Genomic DNA, 20,997 nt, shown 5'->3' with positions numbered 1-20,997 from the left:
TGATGAATAAGGTTATTAAGTCTTTAGTTAGCAAGGAGGAAGGTTATTATTTCATTTTATCAGTCAATTACATGAATAAACGAGTGTTGGTATTACCACGGATCTAGAGTTTTCAGAATGGACAAAATGATTAGCTGCTACAAAGATGACGAACACATTATTAGAGATGACCTTATTTATTATTACAAAATTCAATAAAATTAATCGATTGTTTTATATTTTAATTTTTCAATTCAGGAATGGGTTATTAAATTTTATCAAATAGATTTTTTATTATAATAATTGCAAAACTGAATAAAAAATAAGTAAATAATTTATTAATTATTCGATTTAATAAATGCTGACAAGATAATATTTAAAGTCTTTAATTAATCTCTACAATCAGTAATTATTAACCTTCCTTATATGCAATAATAATATCAATTACATGTAAAATAGATAATTTAATCAATATCTAATTATTATCATTTTAATCATCAATTTTATTGTTAGTAAAATTGATAGATCTGCCGCAATTGAGTGAAAAAAGTATTTAATTATGAGGGTTACGTCTCAATCTGATGTGTTCATTATTTGATTATCGAATGGTTAACATTATATTCAATATCTAATTAAATAAATTTAACAAAAGCTTTAAAGGCTTATGTTCTGATAAATTGATGGAGTGAATATGGATGCCTCTGAATCCCTTAAACCTTCAGTATCCCCAACACCTTCCAATGTGAGAGGCTGGATAATTTTAGCCGTTGATATTGTTCTACTTATTTTGTTATTAAAATATTTACCTTTTGATGATAAAGCGAATGCCGGTTTAGCCTTGATGGTTTTTATTGGCGTCCTTTGGTTAACTGAAGCCATACATGTCACCATTACTGCCTTATGTATTCCTGTTTTGGCTGTTGGGCTAGGATTACTGAATACGGGAGAAGCATTAAAATCTTTTGCAAATCCAATTATTTTTCTGTTCTTTGGTGGTTTTGCTTTAGCAACTGCATTGCATATTCAAGGGCTTGATCGATTAATTGCCAATCGTTTACTGATGATAGCGCGAGGGCGTCTATTTGTTGCCGTTTTACTGTTGTTTGGGGTAACCGCTGCTTTATCAATGTGGATCAGTAATACTGCAACAGCAGCAATGATGTTACCGCTAGTGTTAGGTATTTTATCTAATTTAGATGTTCGTCATGAGCGTAATACATTTGTTTTTGTTTTGCTTGGCGTTGCTTATAGCGCAAGCATTGGTGGTTTAGGAACCATTATTGGAAGCCCGCCTAATGCAATTGCAGCCGCTGCAATTGGTTTAGATTTTCTATCATGGATGAAATATGGCATTCCAATCATGTTGGTATTATTGCCCATGATGTTTGTGCTGATGTATATGATGTTACGTCCTAACTTAAAGCATCAATTTGAATTAAAGTTAGAACAAGTTCACTGGAACGGTAAACGTATTACCACAATGGTGATCTTTCTATTAGCCGTTATTTGTTGGATCAGCAGTACATTTATTAGTGGTGCTCTTGGTGGAGTGAAAGATCTCGATACGTTAATCGCTGTAAGTGCTGCTATTTTAATTTGTGTGAGTGGTGTTGCGAGTTGGTCTCAAATTCAGAAAAACACAGAATGGGGCGTTTTGATGCTGTTTGGTGGTGGATTGACATTAAGCGCCATTTTAAGCTCATCGGGTGCAAGTAAAATTATGGCGGATTGGATGCAAATGACATTTGGACAAAGCCATTGGTTTGTCATCATTTTGGCCGTCACCACGTTTATTATTATTCTGACTGAATTTACCAGTAATACTGCTAGTGCGGCTTTATTAGTGCCTATTTTTGCCACAGTAGCTGAAGCATTGGGAATGCCTGTTATTGTATTAACCATGATCATTGGTATCGGCGCTTCCTGCGCTTTTATGCTACCGGTTGCCACTCCACCCAACGCCATTGTTTTTGGTTCAGGGTATATTCGGCAAATCGAGATGGTGAGGGTTGGTGCAGTACTTAATGTTGCCTGTATTATTGTTATTTCGCTATTTGCTTGGTTTGTTTGGAGATAATCTGATTAAGCGAATAAACAGTTAGTAGAAACTAGCAGCTTAATATTTTAAGCTGCTATATAAATAACAAGTTAAATAATGTATTTAGAAAAAATATTATTTCCGTTTAGCTTATTTTGGATGTTGCGTTTCATTAGTTAATACTTGCTGATTAAGACCAAGAGCGAGCTTTCCGGTTACTGAAAGATGACTGTTACCTTGTAATGAAAAACTCATTGTTTTGATAAGACCTTGAATGTCAATTTTATTTGATGGACACATAAAGCTGTCTTTACATTGGTATTGGTAACTTTCTAATGTGACAGAACGGCCTGTTAATTGGCCATTTTTGCTCAATTCAAAATGACTACCCTGTAGGTAAGGAATATCTGTTTTGTATTTTGCACCGGAATTTAATAGGCCATCTCGGATAGATATTGAAGCATTGCCTGATGTGCTGAGGTAATTTTGTACAGCTGCGGTAATGTTAACTGCATTCTCTAATTTAATGCGATCTGCAAATACATTTATTTTTGAAAGTTGAATTGGCGCAGTCTGAGTTTGCTGCTGAGCTATTGTCACAAGGCTTCCAGGTTGGACGGTAAATTTGAGTTGTGAATAATCTTTGAGTGGTTTAGGTAGGAGTTTATTTGGTTTTTGCTTATCTTTAATAAACTGTTTTTCAAAGTTACCTGCCACTAATGACAAGCTATTAATATTACTTACTGAGCCATTGCTCCACGAAATACCATTAGGATTAGCGATCACTAAGTTCGCCATTTTTCCTTTGATTCCCAATATTCCTTGAATTTTAGTCGCCTCAGAGCCTGTCACTTCTGCAAGGATAAGCTGTGCCGTTTTACCGCCTAAATTGCCATTCGTTTTAATATCATTGTTAAATATCAGCCCATGTTCATTGGAAGATAAGTTTTCAAACGTATTAAACGAGATGTGATTTTCAAGCGGGGCGGAAATATCAATAATTTTTGCTTTACTAAGTACTGGGTTTTCTTGAGCAAGTATTGGGTGAGAAGTGAGTAAAAGTAGGGAAGTTATGTAGAGTAATTTCATGGTAACGCTCCTTGTGCTGAAAGTATCCTTAGCCGCGGAGTATAACCACACTGAAGCTGAAGCATGAATATCAAAAAATAGTATAGATTGCATAAAAAGAGCCACTATTTCAGTGGCTCTTTAAGATGATATTTACATCACACTCAAAAAATTATTGCACTTTTGGTGTCTGGCTATGGTCAACATCGTCAGCATTTTTCGAGAATCGGCGACGGATCACGACGAAGAACACTGGAACAAAGAAGATAGCTAATGAAGTTGCAGCAAACATACCACCTAGAACACCTGTACCAACAGAGTTCTGTGCCGCTGAACCTGCACCATTACTGAATACTAATGGAATAACACCTAGCATAAAGGCCAAAGAGGTCATTAAGATTGGACGAAGACGCATTTTAACTGCATTTAGCGTAGCTTCAACTAACCCTTTACCTTCTTTATCCATCAAGTCTTTGGCGAATTCGACAATCAATATGGCGTTTTTCGCTGATAAACCGATAGTGGTTAAGAGACCGACCTTAAAGTAAACGTCATTATCCAAACCTCGGACAGAGGTAAACAGTAACGCACCAATAATACCGAGCGGAACAACTAGCATAACTGAGAACGGTATAGACCAGCTTTCATACAATGCTGCTAGACATAAGAAGATAACAATCAATGAAATAGCATACAGTGCAGGCGCTTGGTTACCCGATAAGCGCTCTTGATATGACATGCCAGTCCATTCATAACCAATCCCTTTAGGTAAGTTCTCGGTCGTTAATTTCTCCATCATAAGCATGGCATCACCGGTACTTTGTCCTGGTGCTGCTTGGCCTTGAATGTTCATTGCTGGAACGCCGTTATAACGCTCTAAACGTGGTGAACCATATTTCCACGGATCTTGAGATTCATCCAAGAATGCAGAGAATGGCACCATGTTTCCTTGCGCATTACGGACATATAATGCACTGATATCAGAAGGCAACATGCGGCTTTCTGCATCACCTTGCACATAAACTTTCTTCACACGACCACGGTCGATAAAGTCATTTACGTAAGTTCCACCAAATACTGAACTTAATGTCGCATTGATATCACTAATTGCGACACCTTGTGCTTGCGCCTTTTGTTGGTCAATGTAGATACGATATTGTGAAGTATCATCTTGTCCGTTAGGGCGAACACCTTGCAATATTTCTGGATGTTGAGCTGCTAAGCCTAGTAACTGGTTACGAGCGGCCATTAAGGCATCATGTCCTAAGTTACCTTGGTCAACAAGCTCAAAGTCAAACCCGTTAGCCGTACCTAATTCAACAATCGCTGGCAGGTTAAAGGCATAAATCAAAGCTTCTTGTTTTTGCGATAATCCGATATTTGCACGTTGGACTATTGCTTCAACATGGTTTTCATCGCCTTTACGCTCACTCCAGTTTTTCAGAACGACGAACGCCAAGCCCATGTTTTGTCCTTGACCCGCAAAGCTAAAGCCCCCAACGGTAAAGACTGACTCAACATTACGTTTTTCTGCTGTATGGAAGTAAGTGTTAACTTCATCTAAAACGGCTTGTGTTTGTTCTTGTGTTGAACCTGGTGGCAATTGCACCATAGTTAAGAACACACCTTGGTCTTCTTCAGGAAGGAATGAAGAAGGAAGGCGAATAAACATGACTGCCATCACGGCAACAAGCAGCAAATAAATGACCAGATAACGACCTGTACCATTTAGCATGCGGCTCACACTATCAGTATAGTGGTGAGCTTGTTTTTCGAATGTGCGGTTAAACCAACCAAAGAACCCTTTTTGGTTGCCATGCTCACCCGGTTTGATAGGTTTCAAAATCGTTGCACATAATGCAGGTGTTAAGATCATTGCAACCAACACGGACAAGATCATCGCAGAAACAATTGTGACGGAGAACTGGCGATAAATTGCCCCAGTTGAGCCGCCAAAAAATGCCATTGGGATGAATACCGCAGATAACACCATTGCAATACCAACCAATGCACCTTGGATTTGTTCCATGGATTTTTTGGTTGCTTCTTTAGGAGGAAGACCTTCCTCTTGCATTACCCGTTCAACGTTCTCAACAACAACGATGGCATCATCGACAAGTAGACCGATAGCCAATACCATCGCAAACATGGTTAAGGTGTTGATGGAATACCCAAACACAGCCAAGATGGCGAATGTTCCTAACAATACGACAGGAACGGCAATTGTTGGGATCAATGTTGAGCGAATATTCTGTAGGAACAGATACATAACGACAACAACCAACATAATTGCTTCGATCAAGGTTTTTACCACTTCGTTAATAGATATCTTAACGAATGGCGTTGTATCGTATGGATAGACGATTTCTAACCCTTCAGGGAAAAAGGGTTCCATTTCTGCTAAAGCAGCACGAACGTTATTTGCTGTATCCAGTGCGTTTGCACCGGTTGCTAGCTTAATACCGATACCCGCAGCTGGCATACCATTAAAACGAGCAATAGTACTGTAGTTTTCAGCGCCAAGTTCAACGACAGCGAGATCTTTCAAACGAACTTGAGAACCATCTTGATTTACACGCAATAGAATATTGGCGAATTCTTCAGGATTGTTTAAACGCGTTTGCGCAATAATTGAAACGTTCAAGCGCTGACCGCTAACAGGAGGTGTTCCCCCTAATTGACCTGCGGCAACTTGGTTGTTTTGCACTTTAATGGCATTGATAACATCAGTGGTGGTCATGTTGTACTTAACAAGTTGCTCTGGTTTTAACCAGATGCGCATTGCATATTGCGTACCAAACAGCTGAGTTTCACCGACACCATTCACACGGCTAAGGGGATCTTTGATATTTGAACCAACATAGTCGGCAATATCATATTGTCCCATTGAACCATCCTTGGAAACAAAACCAGCAACCATTAAGAATGAGCTGGTTGATTTATCAACACTGATACCTTGTTGTTGTACTTCTTGTGGAAGTAATGGCATCGCCAGTTGCAATTTGTTCTGCACCTGAACTTGCGCAATATCACCATCAGTACCTGCTTCGAATGTCAGCATAATGCTGGCAGAGCCTGATGAGTCACTAGTTGATGACATATACACCAAGTTATCGATACCGTTCATATTCTGTTCGATAACCTGAGTTACTGTGTTTTGTACCGTTGATGCATCTGCGCCCGGATAGTTAGCCGAGATAGAAACAGATGGGGGGGCAATCGTTGGATACTGCGCCACAGGTAACTTGATAATTGCCAGCAGACCAGCAAGCATGGTGATAATCGCAATTACCCACGCAAAAATTGGTCTATCAATAAAAAACTTAGGCATTAATCAACCGCTCCCTTACTTAGACTTTTCTTCAGTTTTAGCCTGATTGTCTATGGATTGCGTTTCTAAATTTGCGTCTTTAGGAACGACAACAATACCGGGCTTGATTTTTTGTAGACCTATCACAATAACGCGATCACCATCTTGCAAACCATCAGTTACCAGCCATTTGTTGCCAATAGCTTGTGCTGCTTTTACTTTTTTAACTTCAACTTTATTATCCGCACCAACCACCATGACTTGTGAGTCACCTTGTGGAGTACGAGATAGTCCTTGTTGAGGAACTAAAATCGCATCTTGCTTCACACCATCTTCTAAGATAGCGCGTACAAACATACCCGGCATCAATTCTTTATTTGGATTTGGGAAGATAGCTCTCATCGTGATAGAACCTGTTGTTTCATCAACAGTGACATCAGAAAACTCTAACGCCCCTTTTTGCGCGTATTCTTGTCCGTTATTAATGACCAAACTAACAGGCGCTTTTCCTGGCTCTTTTTGCAAAGCACCTTTTTCTATCTCATTACGTAGACGTAAGAAATCTTCGCTAGATTGGGTAACATCAACATAGATAGGATCAAGTTGTTGGACTCGCATTAATTCTGTTGCTTGCCCAGAAGCCACTAAAGCACCTTCTGTAACATTGGATTTGCCAGTGCGGCCGCTAATTGGTGCAGTGACTTTGGTATAATTCAGATTAATACGTGCGGTTTCAACCGCAGCTTCAGCCGCTTTTACAGCAGCTAATGCTTGAGCATAAGTTGATGTTGCTTGATCGTATTCTTGCTGACTGATGTAATTGGTACCTAAAAGTGGTTTGTAGCGTTTTACGGTCAAGCCCGCTAAATTTGCATTAGCTTTCGCTTTAGCAAGTTCAGCTTTAGCACTATCAAGAGCAGCTTGGAAAGGTGCAGGGTCTATCTGATACAAAGATGTCCCAGCGACAACATCACTACCTTCTTTATAGTTACGTTTGAGAATGATACCACTTACCTGTGGACGCACCTCTGCAACACGATAGGCAGATGTACGGCCTGGCAATTCGGTCTTAATAGTCAGAGGTTCGGCTTTAAGCGTAACAATTCCTACTTCAGGCGCCGGGCGTTCACCGCCACCTTTCGGTTCATCGTTACAACCTGATAAAGCTAAGCCACCTGAAAGAACCAACAGAGCCAGAGGTAACACCCCTCTGTTTTTTCGCATAAGTTAACCTCAATTAATCAATATGAGTACAGTAAAAAATTAAGAAAAATGGTAAACAATAAGAATTTTCACTATGCTATAGTACAAACATACACGAATGTATGTAAATCAGCTTTCGATATAAACGAGTTACAATGGCACGAAAAACTAAACAACAGGCCGAAGAAACCCGTCAGGAAATTTTAGATGCCGCCATCAAAACTTTCTCTGAACGAGGTGTTTCCGCGACATCTTTAGCCGACATAGCCAAAGCAGCAGGGGTAACCCGCGGTGCGATATATTGGCATTTTAAAAATAAAGTCGACCTTTTTCATCAGGCCTGCGAATCCAGCGATAATCAGATAGTGCAGGCTGAAAACTATTATCGTTCGAAATATAGTAATGATCCACTGACAATCTTAAAAGAAATCCTAGTTTATATTTTGACTGATTTTATTGAAAGCCCTAAAAACCGAGCATTGATGGAAATTTTTTTCCTCAAGTGTGAATTAGTTGGGGAAATGGCTTCAGCCGTTGATTTAAAACGTGAAAATTATATTGCTAGCCAAAACAGAATTACTGAACATTTACGAAGCTGCGTTGAAATAGGTCAATTACCGGCTAACCTTGATGTTGAATGTGCCGCTATTATGATCCGAGCCATGATGTCAGGGTTATTAGAAAACTGGTTATTACAGCCAGAGAGTTTTAATATGCATAAACGCACAGAGGTTTTGGTGGCAACATTATTAGAAACATTTAAATATTGTCCATCAATTCGTTTGAAAACAGATCAAACAGAATAGCCGGAGGTATAAATGTCATCTATTCTCATTATTGCGAATGGTGCACCATATGGTAATGAAACGTTATTTAATTCATTGCGTTTAGCGGTCAACATTAAAGAGCAACATCCTGAAACTGATTTAAAATTATTTTTAATGTCAGATGCAGTGACCGCAGGTCTTAAAGGGCAAAATCCGAAGGAAGGTTATAACGTACAACAAATGCTGGAAATTTTAACGGCACAAAATGTCCCTGTTAAATTATGCAAAACATGTACTGATGCCCGTGGCGTCAGCCATTTGCCGTTAGCGGATGGTGTAGAAATTGGAACATTAGTTGAGCTAGCGACTTGGACGTTAGAAGTGGATAAAGTTCTCACATTCTAATGTGAAGTTAGTGAATGTTCTGCTGGAAAGTGTTAAGCACTTTCCGGTCATTATCTCTTATCTTAAAAAACCTATCATAGGTTCAGTTATGTTGAAATATAAATATACTTATTTGCAACAACTCGGAATTATTTGTTTTTTCTTATTTTTTTCTTGTTATGTTAGTGCGATAACAAGTCATTCGTTGCCAAGTAAAAATGAAATTCAAAATCAACTGAACACATTGAATAAAAAAAGTAACCAAAATGGTGAAGATAAACTTTCTATTGAAGATTTGGAGAATGCATTATCTTTTTATGATGAGTTAAATAAATTAGATGCTAAATCCGAAGAATTGCAAAAAAAGCTTGAGCGAGCAAATGAAGATGCGAGCAATGCGACACAAGGGTTAATACAGTTAAAAAATAATAGTGAAGAATCAAGATCTCAATTTGCTAATAAAATAAAAAATATTTCTCAAGAACAGCAAGAAGAGATGTTAAGTAAGTCATTAGAGCAATTGCAAGTAAAACAAAATGACCTAGCTAATTATAATACCGCATTAATTGGTTTACAGACTCAGCCTGAGCGGGCTCAATCTGTTATGCTGGAAAATGCGCAGCGGTTACAAGAAATAAGAAATGAACTTAATCATGCATTTAATGACTCGATTAAATTACGAGATACGCAAGTTGAAATGTTGCAAATAGAGCAATATTACTTACAGCAACAAAATGAATATCAAAAACGTGTTCTGCAAGCCAATACTCAACTGCAAGATGTATTACAAAAACAACGTGATTATACTTATTTATATATTGAGCAACTTGAAAGCCATATTCAATTATTACAATCATTTATTAGTGAACAACGCCTAACTGATTCTGAAACAACAGCCCGCGAAGCTCAAACCTCAACAGAAAATGAATTACAAATTAAACAAAATCCATTAATTAGAAAAGAGATTGCCATAAATAATCAGCTTAGTGAGCGTTTGGTTGAAGCGACTCAAGGCAGTAACCGAATGAGCCAAAATAGTATTCGCGTAAAAGCATGGCTGGAGAGAGCGTCGCAATCAGAGCGTAACTTAAAAGAACAAATTAATGTATTACGTGGAAGTTTGCTACTATCGCGGATCTTATTCCAACAGCAAATTAACTTACCTGCCGATATTCTGACAAAGAACTTACAAAATACTATTGCTGATTTAAGACTTGAACAGTTTGATATTAATCAGCAGAGAGATTCTCTTTATCAAGTGAATGATTACATTGCTAATTTAGAAAAACAATTTATAGACAAAAACGTGAGTGATCCAGAAAATAGCTATTTGCTTTCAGCAGATGATAAAGCTGCCTTAGTCAAATTGTTAGAGGTAAGAAGGGGACTGCTGGATGAATTAAATTTACAGTTAGGTAATCAAATTTCTCAAGCTATTAATTTACAGTTAGAGCAAAATCAATTACTTAGTGTTGTTAATTCATTAAAAAATACGCTGGCACAACAAATATTTTGGGTTAATAGTAACAAACCTATTGATTTAACATGGATTGAGTCATTCCCTGAAGCGGCTAAACAACAAATTAGCCAATTAGATTTTCATTTTTCGAAAGGAAGTTTGAAAAGAGGATTCACAAACTCATTTCTGGTTATTATCCCATTAGTTGTATTATCTCTTATTTTTATTTGGCTACACCGTAAGACCTCTTTGAGATTACAAGATATTGACCAAAGTTTATCAAGCTTACGACAAAATTCATTATCAAATACGCCTTTTGCTATTGTCCTGACGTTATTACAAACACTGCCTACTGCATTTTTATTGATTGCATTTGGCTATTGGTTTTTAAAAACGGGTAATGTACAAAGTGAATTTATTTGGGCACTCTGTTTGCAGCTAGCCACTTTTTGGGTGCTTTTTGAGCTAACGTTAAGAATATTGAAGCCAAAAGGAATAGCTGAACGCCATTTTGCTATCGAAGCGAAAGTTGCTGCACAAACTCGTCGGCGTGTATGGCGTTTATCGCTACCTTTGTTGCCACTAATTTGTTTTTCAACTTATGGTGTGATTAATCCACTTAAAGTTTCTGAAGATGTCATTGGGCAATTAATCGTTTTAATATCTCTATTAATGTTATTTATTTTTACGCTGCCATTTTGCCGAAATATCTGGCATGAAAAAGGCAGCCACTTAACACGTTCTATTGTTGTTACGTTACTGACTTTTTCTCCGTTGATATTAATTGGCCTGATGATGGCAGGGTATTACTACACGACATTGCGTTTAGCGAATCGTTGGTTAGATAGCCTTTACTTATTGTTACTTTGGTACATCACCTACAATGCCTGTTTGCGTGGGCTGACATTAGTTGCTCGAAAATTAGCTTATCAACGCGCCCTTGAGCGCCGTAAAGCACAGAACCAACAACAAGATGAAGCTGAGAATGAACCGATAAAAGAACCGCCAATGGCAATAGAGTTGATTAGCCAACAATCATTACGGCTAACAACAATGGTGCTATTTATTATCTTTGCAATCGGTTTTTATGCAATTTGGTCTGATTTTATCACTATTTTCTCATTCTTAGACAGCGTAGATCTTTGGCATTACACCGCAACAACCGCAGAAGGCAGTAATGTCCTTCAGTCCGTGACATTGGCGAATTTAATTACTGCAATCATTATTATTGTGGTGTCGTGGGTCATGACACGTAACTTGCCGGGCTTATTAGAAGTTCTCGTTTTATCGAGATTAAAATTAAGACAAGGCTCCACTTATGCAATCACCACTATTTTGACCTATATTATTGTGGGGATAGGTGCTATCACTTCGTTAAGCATGATTGGTGTGACGTGGAATAAACTACAATGGTTAGCGGCTGCGTTAACCGTTGGGTTAGGTTTTGGTCTACAAGAAATTTTTGCTAACTTTGTTTCTGGTATTATTTTGTTGTTTGAAAGACCAATTCGTATCGGTGATACCGTCACGATCGGAACTTATTCGGGAACCGTCAGTAAAATCCGTATCAGAGCGACGACAATTGTCGATTTTGATCGTAAGGAAGTGATTATTCCAAATAAAGCCTTTGTTACTGAACGCCTAACTAACTGGTCGCTTTCTGACACAATAACGCGCATAACGGTGTCGATTGGTGTTGCATACGGTTCTGATTTAGAAAAAGTGAAACGTGTACTTTTGAGTGCCGCGACATCAAATAGTAAAGTTATGACTGACCCAGGTCCAAGTGTGAATTTTATTGGTTTTGGCGCGAGCACATTAGATCATGAATTACGTTTTTATGTGCGCCAAATTGGCGATCGCGGCGTGACAAGTGATGAAGTCAACCGAGCCATTGATAGATTATGTCGAGAAAATGATATTGATATGGCCTTTAACCAATTAGAAGTTCATCTGCATAACGAAAAGGGTGATGAGATCCGTGAAGTAAAACATGCTCAACATGAAAAAAAAGAGCGTGACCATCCATAATGCTTAGATTTACTGATTTAATCTGAAGTGCAGGCTGTTTCGGCAGCCTGTTTGGCTAGATAATCAAACTTAACGATTTCAAGCGCTTTAAGCACGATATCGGTTTCAACCTCAGAGGTTTCGAGTAAATAGATCAAATCGACAGCAAGTTGCATTTCTACTGAAGCATCCTTTAATGAGCTCATTATTTCTCCATTTATTCGCAAGTCATATATATTTGTACGTTTTCTGATTATATCATTATTTTCTCAGATATTTTTGCTAAAAACAGAGACTCCACAAATATAAATACTACATTTTTATTTATATATAATTAAGTGAGTATAGAATGACATTACCTATTATCATTTTATACTATATTCATTATTCCAATTAGATAGCTGGGTTTTTAAATATAGTTGCTTATTTATTTTTTGGTTTAATTAAGATAATCGGTATTGGTTGAATAATAAGATTATCTATACAATGAGTATTCTTGATAAAAAATATCATTAATATTTTACTGTCATTTATAGATGGTTTTTAATGGATAATTAAATAATTTAATCCTCTTAGTTTTACTTAATCATTTTCGTTGTATATCGTTAATTAACTAGTTATTTTAATAACAATATGGCAATTATTGTGAATCGCTTATTTGCATGCTAATGTGTTGGTTTTTATTATTAAGTTTAACTGGTGATGGTGAGTTCGGTGACTAAATTTTCAGAGAGCTTTTATCTAACTTTATGTGTAGTGATGAGCTTTATCATCACTTATAGCGTTGCAGGTATCGACGCAACATTGTGGAGTTCATTATCAACTCTGCATGGCTATAATATTTTCAATAAAGCTAATCAATATAAAAATATCGCCTACTCATTCTTATGCTCTTTATTTGTATTTTTAGGCGCAGCATTAGGGCATTACTTTGGCTTTAGTTATCTGTTCTTCTTAATCCTAATAATTTCTCCATTTGTTTATTATCAATTTTATATTGTTGACTCATCTTTAGATATATCAATAAAATATTTTATGATTTTCTTTATTATAGGAGCAACATTAAATAAATCGAGTTTTGATGGTCTAGTTGTTGGATTACTTATCGGGACAATTGTTACCTTACTATTTTGTTATAGCATTAGTCGTAGACAAAAAATCAAATTTCACCAAATTAGAAAATATATTCTTATTAAAAGAAATAGAATAAATTCTGATTTAGTCTATCAATCATCAATTTATTCTATTGGATTGTTGCTTTGTGTTTTATCATCAAAAGCAATCAATACAGATCACTTTTTCTGGGCACCATTAACCTTTATTTTTGTTTTGAATCCCGCATTAAAAAGTATTGTCAGACTCACTAGAGATAGGGTGATTGGCACATTAGTTGTTGTTTTAATGATCTATTTTTCGTTCAATATTTCTGAGGTTATGCCGTACATAGGTTTTGCTTATATTTTGTTATTCTCATTTTTAATCCCAATTAGTAATACTAAAAATAATAATATATTTGGATCATTTTGCATTACAGGCTTGGTACTTTCGCTACTGGAAATGTCAATTTACTTTGATAATACCAACTATCATCTTTTAGCTGAACGGATTATTGATACATTAATTGGTGGTGCTTTCGCGATTGTATGTAGTTATTTTATCAAGTTGGTTGTTAAAAAATAACTAATTGAAAATTATTGTTAGTTAATGATAAGGCAATGTTCAATTAATAAGCATTGCCTTATTTTTATTCTAAAAACTGACTTTCCTGATGTTCAATGGCTTTTTCTATTCGAACTAAAGCTTGGCGGCAGCGATATAATCGACCGGCTAATGTTGCAATTTCTTTTTGGTACTGATGTTGTTTAGTATGATCAGTTAAATTTGTTAACTGTAATTCGCGTTCATTGAGCATTGCGAGCAAACGACGTTCGAAATCTTGATGTTGAACGAGCCGTTCATATAAATCTATTTGCTCTTTCTTTTCTCGATATTCATCTTCTTTTTTGCGAAGTGATTGTGTTGATAACTCGCGGGAAAGCGCCTGAATTTGATTGGTTATTTTAGTCGCTAAAAAATTAACTTGTTCTTTATGATTAAGCGAAACACTGTGACAAAGTTGATCATATAATTTCAATAGCTCTTTTTGACAATCGCCAAGATGTGTCGATTTACGGCTAAAAAGTTGCCTATCAAAACGAGAATGTGAAAACTCTTGATCTGCGATTGGTGCTATTCGCGTTTGTAATAAATCAATTTGCGTTTTTAGCGCATCTAAAAGAGCCTGTACTTTCATTTTTCTTCTCAATTATGTGAAAAATTATGGCGTATTGATATTAAGCAACTAAACTTAGCGTAAATTGTCGGCTTCTTATTGCAATTTTATGGTACTTTAAATAGATTCTACCCTTTCGTTTTTACTATTTGATTGGCACTTATTATGACTGCTAGAGAGCAACAACTGCAATTAATTAAAGAAAGTATCGCAACTATCCCTGATTACCCAAAAGAAGGGGTGCTATTTCGCGATATTACCACATTGTTAAATAATCCTGCGGCATATCAGGCAACGATTGATTTGCTGGTTGAACATTATCAGAATAAAGGCGTAACGAAAATCGTTGGAACGGAAGCTCGTGGCTTTTTGTTCGGCGCTCCGGTTGCTTTACGTTTAGGCGTTGGTTTTGTTCCTGTGCGTAAAAAAGGTAAGTTGCCACGCGAAGTACTGAGCATGACTTATGATCTCGAATATGGCCAAGATACGTTAGAGATCCATAAAGACAGCATTCAACCTGAAGATAATGTTTTAGTCGTTGATGATTTGCTAGCAACGGGTGGCACTATCGATGCAACAGTTAAAATGATTAAACAGCTAGGCGCAAGCATTGTTGATGCTGCTTTTATTATTAGTTTACCGGATTTAGGTGGCGTTGAGCGCCTAGAAGCTGAAGGTATTCATTCATTTAGTTTAGTTGAATTTCCTGGTCACTAGTTTTATTTCTCCTACTATTTTTATTACAGTCTCGCGGTAAAGGTCGAGGCTGTGATAGCATGGTACTATCACCTTGTTTGAAAACTGCATAATTCATGAGCTATCAGGTACTTGCCCGTAAGTGGCGCCCCCAAAAATTTTCAGATGTTGTTGGTCAAAAACATGTTTTGACCGCATTAGCCAATGGTTTAGAGCACCAACGGCTTCATCATGCCTATCTTTTTTCTGGCACTCGTGGTGTTGGTAAAACAACAATTGCGCGTTTGTTTGCGAAAGGATTAAATTGTGAAACGGGGATCACTGCGACGCCTTGTGGTAAATGTGCTAATTGCCTTGAAATAGAACAAGGCCGTTTTGTTGATTTAATTGAAATTGATGCGGCATCACGCACAAAAGTTGAAGATACTCGAGAACTATTGGATAACGTGCAATATGCTCCAGCAAGAGGCAGATTCAAAGTTTATCTGATAGATGAAGTGCATATGCTTTCGCGCCACAGTTTCAATGCACTTTTAAAAACCCTAGAAGAACCGCCTGAGCATGTGAAGTTTTTACTTGCAACAACTGATCCGCAAAAATTACCTGTTACGATTTTATCGCGTTGTTTGCAATTTCATTTAAAAGCCTTAGATGTGACGCAAATTAGTGAACAGCTTGAGCATATTTTAGATGCTGAAAAAATTGAGCATGATAATCGTGCTCGCCAATTAATTGCTCGTGCAGCAGATGGTAGCTTGCGTGATGCACTTAGCCTGACTGACCAAGCAATCGCTATGGGGCAAGGGCAAGTGACGGCAGACATCGTTAGTCAGATGTTAGGTACTTTGGATGATGAGCAACCTTTGGCGATTATTGAAGCTCTTGTTCGTGCCGATGGCCTTGCTGTTATGTCTGAGGTAGAGCAGGCAGCTGTTCGTGGTGCCGATTGGGAAAATTTGCTGGTGGAAATTTTATCAATTTTACACCGCATCGCTATGATCCAATTATTGCCAGCAACGAAAGAGAATGACCCGTCTTCAACAGAAGGGCGGATCAGGCAAATTGCTCGTTTGATTTCTCCTGCGGATCTGCAACTGTTTTACCAAACATTATTAGTTGGTCGTAAAGAGTTATCTTATGCTCCAGAGCGGCGCATGGGCGTTGAAATGGCATTGTTACGCGCTTTAGCTTTTCATCCCAAAAAGGTGATAGAAGAAGTTGTGACACCCGTTGCATTTTCTAAGCCAGAGCCTGTTATGCCAACAAAAAAATCGATAGCAGCCCCAACGGTTTCATCTGCTTCTGCAACTGAGAATGTGGCACTTGCTGAAAATAGCCCAACATTGCAGTTATTAAAAGCAAGGGAAGAGCTGAAATCCTCACAAAACGAGGATACTAATGTAAAAAAGCATAAGCCGGCCGCGTCTGAAAAGGCTAAGCCGGCGATGTCAGCGCTTGAGCGACTGGCAGCTGTGACCAGTTCATATCAAAAAAGCATTGAAAACCGGGCGTCTGAGCCTAAAAAAAATGCAAAACCTAAAGCATATCAATGGCGACCTCAATCTGAAGATACCATCATCAAAGAGGTTGTCACAACGCCGAAAGAGATTAAAGACGCTTTAGAATATGAAAAAACACCTGAATTGGCAGCCAAAATTATTGAAGAGTCGCGAGAAAGAGATAGCTGGTCAGCTGAAATAGCACAATTAAATATTCCAAAGCTGGTTGAACAATTGGCTTTGAATTCATATATAGAAAGAATGGATGACTCTCAAATTATTCTTCATTTGAGACAAACGCAACGTCATCTTAATAAGCCCGCAGCTCAAGAGGCTTTACAAAACGCGTTAATTCAACATTATGGTCATCCTGTTGAACTGAAAATCATTCAAGATGATAATACATCGGTTAAAACACCGCTTGAATGGCGACAGGCGATTTATGAAGAAAAACTGGCGCAAGCTCGTCAGTCTATTATTGCGGATAAAACGATTCAAAGATTGCGCTCAATGTTTGATGCGCAATTAGACGAAGAGAGTATTCGCCCCGTTTAACGCTACAGCCTCATTATATGAGTTGTAGCCCAAGTTGTGAGAGATAACTATGTTTGGTAAAGGTGGTTTGGGTAATCTGATGAAGCAAGCCCAACAAATGCAAGACAAAATGCAAAAGGTTCAAGAAGAGATTGCCAATCTAGAAGCAACTGGTGAATCAGGAGCGGGTCTAGTTAAAGTTACAATCAATGGGTCACATAACTGCCGCCGTGTTGAAATTGATCCTAGCCTTCTTGAAGATGATAAAGATATGCTGGAAGACTTGATTGCTGCGGCATTCAATGATGCAGCTCGTCGTATCGAAGAAACTCAGAAAGAAAAAATGGCAGCAGTATCTAGCGGAATGCAGTTGCCACCAGGCTTTAAGATGCCATTCTAATGCAAACAAGTCCGCTTCTTGAGACTTTGATGGAGGCACTGCGTTGCCTCCCCGGTGTTGGGCCTAAATCAGCACAACGCATGGCATTTCATTTGCTTCAACGTGACCGCAGTGGGGGAATGCGTTTAGCTCAATCCCTTACTCGCGCCATGTCAGAAATTGGCCATTGTCGAGATTGTCGCACTTTTACAGAGCAGGATATTTGTAATATCTGTGAAAATCCTCGTCGCCAACAAAATGGTTTAATCTGCGTGGTTGAAAGTCCAGCGGATATCTATGCCATTGAGCAAACTGGACAATTTTCAGGTCGCTATTTTGTCTTGATGGGGCATTTATCGCCACTTGATGGAATTGGCCCTATGGATATAGGTCTGGATAGGCTTGAAGAGCGGCTTGCGTCAGAAACGATTACAGAAGTGATACTGGCAACGAATCCAACAGTGGAAGGTGAAGTCACCGCAAATTATATTGGGCAAATGTGCGCTCAATATGGGGTGATGGCTAGCCGTATTGCTCATGGCGTACCGGTTGGTGGTGAACTTGAAATGGTTGATGGCACCACGTTGTCCCATTCTCTTGCTGGCCGTCAGCGCCTCTGATTATTCGTTATATTTCACGTTGTGGGTATGTTGGCTACTTTTACCTACCTACAACGCGACTTCATTCTTAATAACTTCTGCTATATATCGCCTATCAAAAGATAAATCCAACAGAATAACTTAATTTTTATCATCTTAATGTGGGGGGGTATTCAATTCTGCACTGTTAAAGTTAAGGTGAGGTCAGGCGACGCGCCTTGATATATCTGGCTTTAGCGGCAATTCATCGATTCTGCACTACCGCGCCAATTTTGAGGAAAAATAGGAAAAAACGCGCTATTTTTCGCACTATTTTGAATGGTATTTGAGGAGGTTTTAAAAGGCTTTTAAACAAGGGTTACAGCATATTTTTAATGGTTAACTAGGTTTCTTTTCCCTTGCGCCAAAAGAACCAATAGGTTCTTTTCTTTCTTTTCGGTCTTTTTTATGTAACATAATGAATAATAATAAAAATAATATTTTCCTGGCTAGTGTTAAAAAACCGCCAAAGGAAAGAAAAAAATTTTCTTTTCGGTTTTTATGGGATGATTAAAAGTGATCATCCCACGTTCTTATCTTTTAGTTCAGCTTTTGAATTTCTGGACTCGATTTCCTCAAGAACGCGCAAAATCTCTCTGTCATACTCGCCATTATTAGTTAATCCGATCTTAATTGCATTCTTCAATAAAGGCCGAAGTGGAAGGGAGTCAACGATAGGAAGCATCGCCTCATTATCTATGCAGGGACTATGATTGGCCGCGATTCTAACTAGGTTATTTATCCCCTCTCTATAAATATAATTAACGATAAGCTCTCTTTCTGCTGGAGATAAGCGATTAAAGGCTGTTAATAGCTCCTTGTTAAAATCGTCTTTTAAGACGTTATTGCTTGAATTATTGTTCGTATCATGCGTATCACCAAAAGCTAACCAAGCAAAAGAAACCCCACAAGCGTCTGCTACAATGGCTAAACTATCTATAGTAGGAAATATCTTACCAGCAATATACTTTCTTATTGTGGCTTCCGACATTCCCGTTCTTTTGGCTAACTCAACATTAGTCATACCATTCATAGCTTGTTTCAATCGCTCCCCAAAGCGGATTATTGATGTTGTGCTAATAATCCGATCTCGGATTTTTGACTTATCATCGGACTTTTCGTTGTAACTGTCTGACATAGAAAGGAAACCTCATGTATATGTGAATCTTCATCGACTGTAATAATAATCCGATAAAAAACTTGCAATCGGATTATTGTTCCGTTTGGTATCATCAATATCGATAACCGTTTTAGGTTATCGGATTCGATAAAACATTAGAGGATCACATAATGCAGCTTTCTAGGCAAGATTTGACACATTTTTTTGTGCGCGAAGGTCATGACTGGTCAAGTAAAGCGATTTATACCGCACTTGAGCAGCGTGGAGTGGATTTATCCTCATTGGAAATTGAACACGGTTTAAAGACAGGAACCATGCGCAATGTCTTCTATCGTTCTTATCCTAAAGTCGAAGAGATCATTGCGGGGGTGATTGGAATTGACCCTTCAATTATTTGGCCGAGTCGTTATCAACAAACGCCTCATTTCTCTAACCTCAAAACAGCTTGATTAGGTGAATTATGTCTATTTGGCTTGCCGCTAAAGAATGCGTTGGATTACCGGACTTTCCGACGCGCTTGCAAAATATTCGTAGTCGCCTCGATAAGTATTCTGGTGAAAACGAGAATTACCGCCGTCGTCGTGATGGTACGAAAGCATTTGAGTATCACATTGATTGTTTCCCTGAGCATATTCAGGAAATCATTAAATCGCGTTTTTATGCTCAAGCATTAGAAACGCAAGTACCTGTTATTGTTGAGCCAAGTGAAACTAAAACACCACGTTCAACACAATTAGCAACTGATTTAAATCTTATGCGTCAATGCCCTGCATTACTTGACCGTAAAGTAGGAGAATTAACTGGAAATCAAAAAGATATCGCTGATGCGCGTGCAATGCTGGCTCAAGAGGTTTTGAAACTGATTCGATTGGGTTCGAGCAGGACCGCAGCAGTCAAAATGATATCGGAGCAATCGCGTGATCATGCTCTGCCGACACACCTACAGCGTGCCGCTGATGCCGCAAATGCCCGCAAAGGCAAGAGCCGCAAAGGTATTAGTGTTCGCTCACTGCAAGAGTGGGTAACGGTATATCAATCAACAAGTAATAGTGCTGAACGTTTGGCGTTATTAGCTCCTGGTCATCATAAAGCACGCAAACCTGAACAGGTTGCTTGGCTTCCTGCTTTTCTTGTTCATTGGCGTGATACACAAGGTTTTAGCATGAAAGAATGCTACCGCAAATTTTGTAAAGACTGGGAAGAACACTATCAAGATGAGCCAGCCATGCTTTCAGCAGTGCCAAGTTATGACGCTATTCGTCGAGAGATGAATAAAATGCCAAAACGTGAACGTATGAGAGGACGCATTACAGGATCTACAGCAACATCATTAGAGCCTTATCAAAAGCGTGACTGGTCACAGCTACCTGTAAATGGTTGTTGGATATCAGATGGTAAGTCTATGAATATGAAAGTTGCACAATCAATGAATTGTATTTCACGCATCAGCACCCTGTGAGCATCCCGCCGATCAAGCTTATTGATGCGAGTATTGAATTTATGTCTTTTGATTCTTCTGTACGCAAGACTGTAATGGAGAGACCAGACAGATATGAATTAGTGAATAGCGCCATTAAGTTAGAACGACCGCCTGCGCTTGTGAGTAATACAGYTAATTTACCGCCAAATGCAATTCAAGGT

At 38.2% G+C, this 20,997-nt stretch carries 18 protein-coding genes; 12 read left to right on the top strand and 6 right to left on the bottom strand.

The window, feature by feature from the left end; all coding sequences use genetic code 11:
• The first annotated feature begins 670 nt into the window (after nucleotides 1-670).
• Nucleotides 671-2,056 carry a DASS family sodium-coupled anion symporter gene (locus tag OO7_RS13570; protein WP_008916498.1) on the top strand — a complete coding sequence of 462 codons (1,386 nt, stop codon included), beginning with the start codon at nucleotides 671-673 and terminating at the stop codon, nucleotides 2,054-2,056.
• Between the two features lie 111 nt (nucleotides 2,057-2,167).
• On the opposite strand, the gene OO7_RS13565 is transcribed toward OO7_RS13570, so the two are convergent.
• The 3 genes from OO7_RS13565 to OO7_RS13555 all read right to left on the bottom strand — a co-directional run bounded on the left by OO7_RS13565 (nucleotide 2,168) and on the right by OO7_RS13555 (nucleotide 7,619).
• Complete coding sequence (locus OO7_RS13565) at nucleotides 2,168-3,106, bottom strand: two-partner secretion domain-containing protein (protein ID WP_008916497.1); 939 nt, start codon at nucleotides 3,104-3,106, stop codon at nucleotides 2,168-2,170.
• 151 nt (nucleotides 3,107-3,257) lie between these two features.
• Complete coding sequence (locus OO7_RS13560) at nucleotides 3,258-6,416, bottom strand: efflux RND transporter permease subunit (RefSeq protein WP_008916496.1); 3,159 nt, start codon at nucleotides 6,414-6,416, stop codon at nucleotides 3,258-3,260.
• A gap of 15 nt (nucleotides 6,417-6,431) precedes the next feature.
• Entirely contained in the window at nucleotides 6,432-7,619 is a 1,188-nt protein-coding gene (locus OO7_RS13555; RefSeq protein WP_008916495.1) for an efflux RND transporter periplasmic adaptor subunit, read from the bottom strand.
• 134 nt (nucleotides 7,620-7,753) lie between these two features.
• On the opposite strand from OO7_RS13555, the gene acrR reads away from it, so the two are divergent.
• The 3 genes from acrR (at nucleotide 7,754) to mscK (ending at nucleotide 12,239) form a co-directional block, all read left to right on the top strand.
• The gene (gene acrR, locus OO7_RS13550) at nucleotides 7,754-8,404 is read left to right on the top strand and encodes a multidrug efflux transporter transcriptional repressor AcrR (protein ID WP_008916494.1); all 651 of its coding nucleotides are present in this window, start codon (nucleotides 7,754-7,756) and stop codon (nucleotides 8,402-8,404) included.
• A 12-nt stretch (nucleotides 8,405-8,416) separates the two neighbouring features.
• Complete coding sequence (locus OO7_RS13545; RefSeq protein ID WP_008916493.1) at nucleotides 8,417-8,770, top strand: DsrE/DsrF/TusD sulfur relay family protein; 354 nt, start codon at nucleotides 8,417-8,419, stop codon at nucleotides 8,768-8,770.
• Between the two features lie 88 nt (nucleotides 8,771-8,858).
• Nucleotides 8,859-12,239 carry a mechanosensitive channel MscK gene (mscK, locus tag OO7_RS13540; protein ID WP_083929007.1) on the top strand — a complete coding sequence of 1,127 codons (3,381 nt, stop codon included), beginning with the start codon at nucleotides 8,859-8,861 and terminating at the stop codon, nucleotides 12,237-12,239.
• 17 nt (nucleotides 12,240-12,256) lie between these two features.
• Here the strand turns inward: mscK and OO7_RS16580 are convergent, their stop codons facing one another.
• Nucleotides 12,257-12,424, bottom strand: coding sequence for a DUF2496 domain-containing protein (locus tag OO7_RS16580; RefSeq protein ID WP_008916491.1), 168 nt, complete (start codon nucleotides 12,422-12,424; stop codon nucleotides 12,257-12,259).
• A gap of 508 nt (nucleotides 12,425-12,932) precedes the next feature.
• Between OO7_RS16580 and OO7_RS13530 the strand changes: the two genes are divergently transcribed.
• Entirely contained in the window at nucleotides 12,933-13,898 is a 966-nt protein-coding gene (locus OO7_RS13530) for an FUSC family protein (RefSeq protein WP_008916490.1), read from the top strand.
• 64 nt (nucleotides 13,899-13,962) lie between these two features.
• On the opposite strand, the gene priC is transcribed toward OO7_RS13530, so the two are convergent.
• A complete protein-coding gene (gene priC / locus OO7_RS13525; RefSeq protein ID WP_008916489.1) occupies nucleotides 13,963-14,511 on the bottom strand; it encodes a primosomal replication protein PriC in 549 nt (182 codons plus the stop codon).
• Between the two features lie 144 nt (nucleotides 14,512-14,655).
• On the opposite strand from priC, the gene apt reads away from it, so the two are divergent.
• From apt to recR, 4 genes are all read left to right on the top strand, one after another.
• Nucleotides 14,656-15,207: an adenine phosphoribosyltransferase gene (gene apt, locus OO7_RS13520; RefSeq protein WP_008916488.1), complete on the top strand. Its 552-nt coding sequence runs from the start codon at nucleotides 14,656-14,658 to the stop codon at nucleotides 15,205-15,207.
• Nucleotides 15,208-15,302: 95 nt separating this feature from the next.
• Nucleotides 15,303-17,240, top strand: a complete 1,938-nt coding sequence (dnaX, locus tag OO7_RS13515; RefSeq protein ID WP_008916487.1) for a DNA polymerase III subunit gamma/tau — start codon at nucleotides 15,303-15,305, stop codon at nucleotides 17,238-17,240.
• Nucleotides 17,241-17,289: 49 nt separating this feature from the next.
• Complete coding sequence (locus tag OO7_RS13510; protein ID WP_008916486.1) at nucleotides 17,290-17,619, top strand: YbaB/EbfC family nucleoid-associated protein; 330 nt, start codon at nucleotides 17,290-17,292, stop codon at nucleotides 17,617-17,619.
• Nucleotides 17,619-18,218: a recombination mediator RecR gene (recR, locus tag OO7_RS13505; RefSeq protein WP_008916485.1), complete on the top strand. Its 600-nt coding sequence runs from the start codon at nucleotides 17,619-17,621 to the stop codon at nucleotides 18,216-18,218. Before OO7_RS13510 ends, recR begins: the two co-directional genes overlap by 1 nt.
• Before the next feature lie 538 nt (nucleotides 18,219-18,756).
• Here the strand turns inward: recR and OO7_RS13500 are convergent.
• Nucleotides 18,757-19,374: a helix-turn-helix domain-containing protein gene (locus OO7_RS13500; RefSeq protein WP_008916484.1), complete on the bottom strand. Its 618-nt coding sequence runs from the start codon at nucleotides 19,372-19,374 to the stop codon at nucleotides 18,757-18,759.
• Between the two features lie 152 nt (nucleotides 19,375-19,526).
• Between OO7_RS13500 and OO7_RS13495 the strand changes: the two genes are divergently transcribed.
• The 3 genes from OO7_RS13495 to OO7_RS17565 all read left to right on the top strand — a co-directional run.
• Nucleotides 19,527-19,805: a helix-turn-helix domain-containing protein gene (locus OO7_RS13495; RefSeq protein WP_008916483.1), complete on the top strand. Its 279-nt coding sequence runs from the start codon at nucleotides 19,527-19,529 to the stop codon at nucleotides 19,803-19,805.
• Nucleotides 19,806-19,816: 11 nt separating this feature from the next.
• Complete coding sequence (locus tag OO7_RS13490; protein ID WP_008916482.1) at nucleotides 19,817-20,815, top strand: MerR family transcriptional regulator; 999 nt, start codon at nucleotides 19,817-19,819, stop codon at nucleotides 20,813-20,815.
• On the top strand, nucleotides 20,812-20,997 hold a 186-nt coding region (locus tag OO7_RS17565), incomplete at its 3' end, for a hypothetical protein (protein ID WP_043892729.1). The genes OO7_RS13490 and OO7_RS17565, both read left to right, overlap by 4 nt.

Source organism: Providencia sneebia DSM 19967 (assembly GCF_000314895.2).
Classification (GTDB): Bacteria; Pseudomonadota; Gammaproteobacteria; order Enterobacterales; family Enterobacteriaceae; genus Providencia; species Providencia sneebia.
Note: the sequence above shows the minus strand (reverse complement) of the source record. Positions and strands in the feature narration are given on the sequence as shown.

Coding starts and splice junctions, on each gene's coding strand:
- priC (WP_008916489.1), bottom strand. CDS start 14,511: ATGAAAGTACAGGCTCTTTTAGATGCGCTAAAAACGCAAATTGATTTA.
- OO7_RS13490 (WP_008916482.1), top strand. CDS start 19,817: ATGTCTATTTGGCTTGCCGCTAAAGAATGCGTTGGATTACCGGACTTT.
- OO7_RS13555 (WP_008916495.1), bottom strand. CDS start 7,619: ATGCGAAAAAACAGAGGGGTGTTACCTCTGGCTCTGTTGGTTCTTTCA.
- OO7_RS13510 (WP_008916486.1), top strand. CDS start 17,290: ATGTTTGGTAAAGGTGGTTTGGGTAATCTGATGAAGCAAGCCCAACAA.
- OO7_RS13570 (WP_008916498.1), top strand. CDS start 671: ATGGATGCCTCTGAATCCCTTAAACCTTCAGTATCCCCAACACCTTCC.
- OO7_RS13495 (WP_008916483.1), top strand. CDS start 19,527: ATGCAGCTTTCTAGGCAAGATTTGACACATTTTTTTGTGCGCGAAGGT.
- recR (WP_008916485.1), top strand. CDS start 17,619: ATGCAAACAAGTCCGCTTCTTGAGACTTTGATGGAGGCACTGCGTTGC.
- OO7_RS13560 (WP_008916496.1), bottom strand. CDS start 6,416: ATGCCTAAGTTTTTTATTGATAGACCAATTTTTGCGTGGGTAATTGCG.
- OO7_RS16580 (WP_008916491.1), bottom strand. CDS start 12,424: ATGAGCTCATTAAAGGATGCTTCAGTAGAAATGCAACTTGCTGTCGAT.
- OO7_RS13545 (WP_008916493.1), top strand. CDS start 8,417: ATGTCATCTATTCTCATTATTGCGAATGGTGCACCATATGGTAATGAA.
- acrR (WP_008916494.1), top strand. CDS start 7,754: ATGGCACGAAAAACTAAACAACAGGCCGAAGAAACCCGTCAGGAAATT.
- OO7_RS13500 (WP_008916484.1), bottom strand. CDS start 19,374: ATGTCAGACAGTTACAACGAAAAGTCCGATGATAAGTCAAAAATCCGA.
- mscK (WP_083929007.1), top strand. CDS start 8,859: ATGTTGAAATATAAATATACTTATTTGCAACAACTCGGAATTATTTGT.
- apt (WP_008916488.1), top strand. CDS start 14,656: ATGACTGCTAGAGAGCAACAACTGCAATTAATTAAAGAAAGTATCGCA.
- OO7_RS13565 (WP_008916497.1), bottom strand. CDS start 3,106: ATGAAATTACTCTACATAACTTCCCTACTTTTACTCACTTCTCACCCA.
- dnaX (WP_008916487.1), top strand. CDS start 15,303: ATGAGCTATCAGGTACTTGCCCGTAAGTGGCGCCCCCAAAAATTTTCA.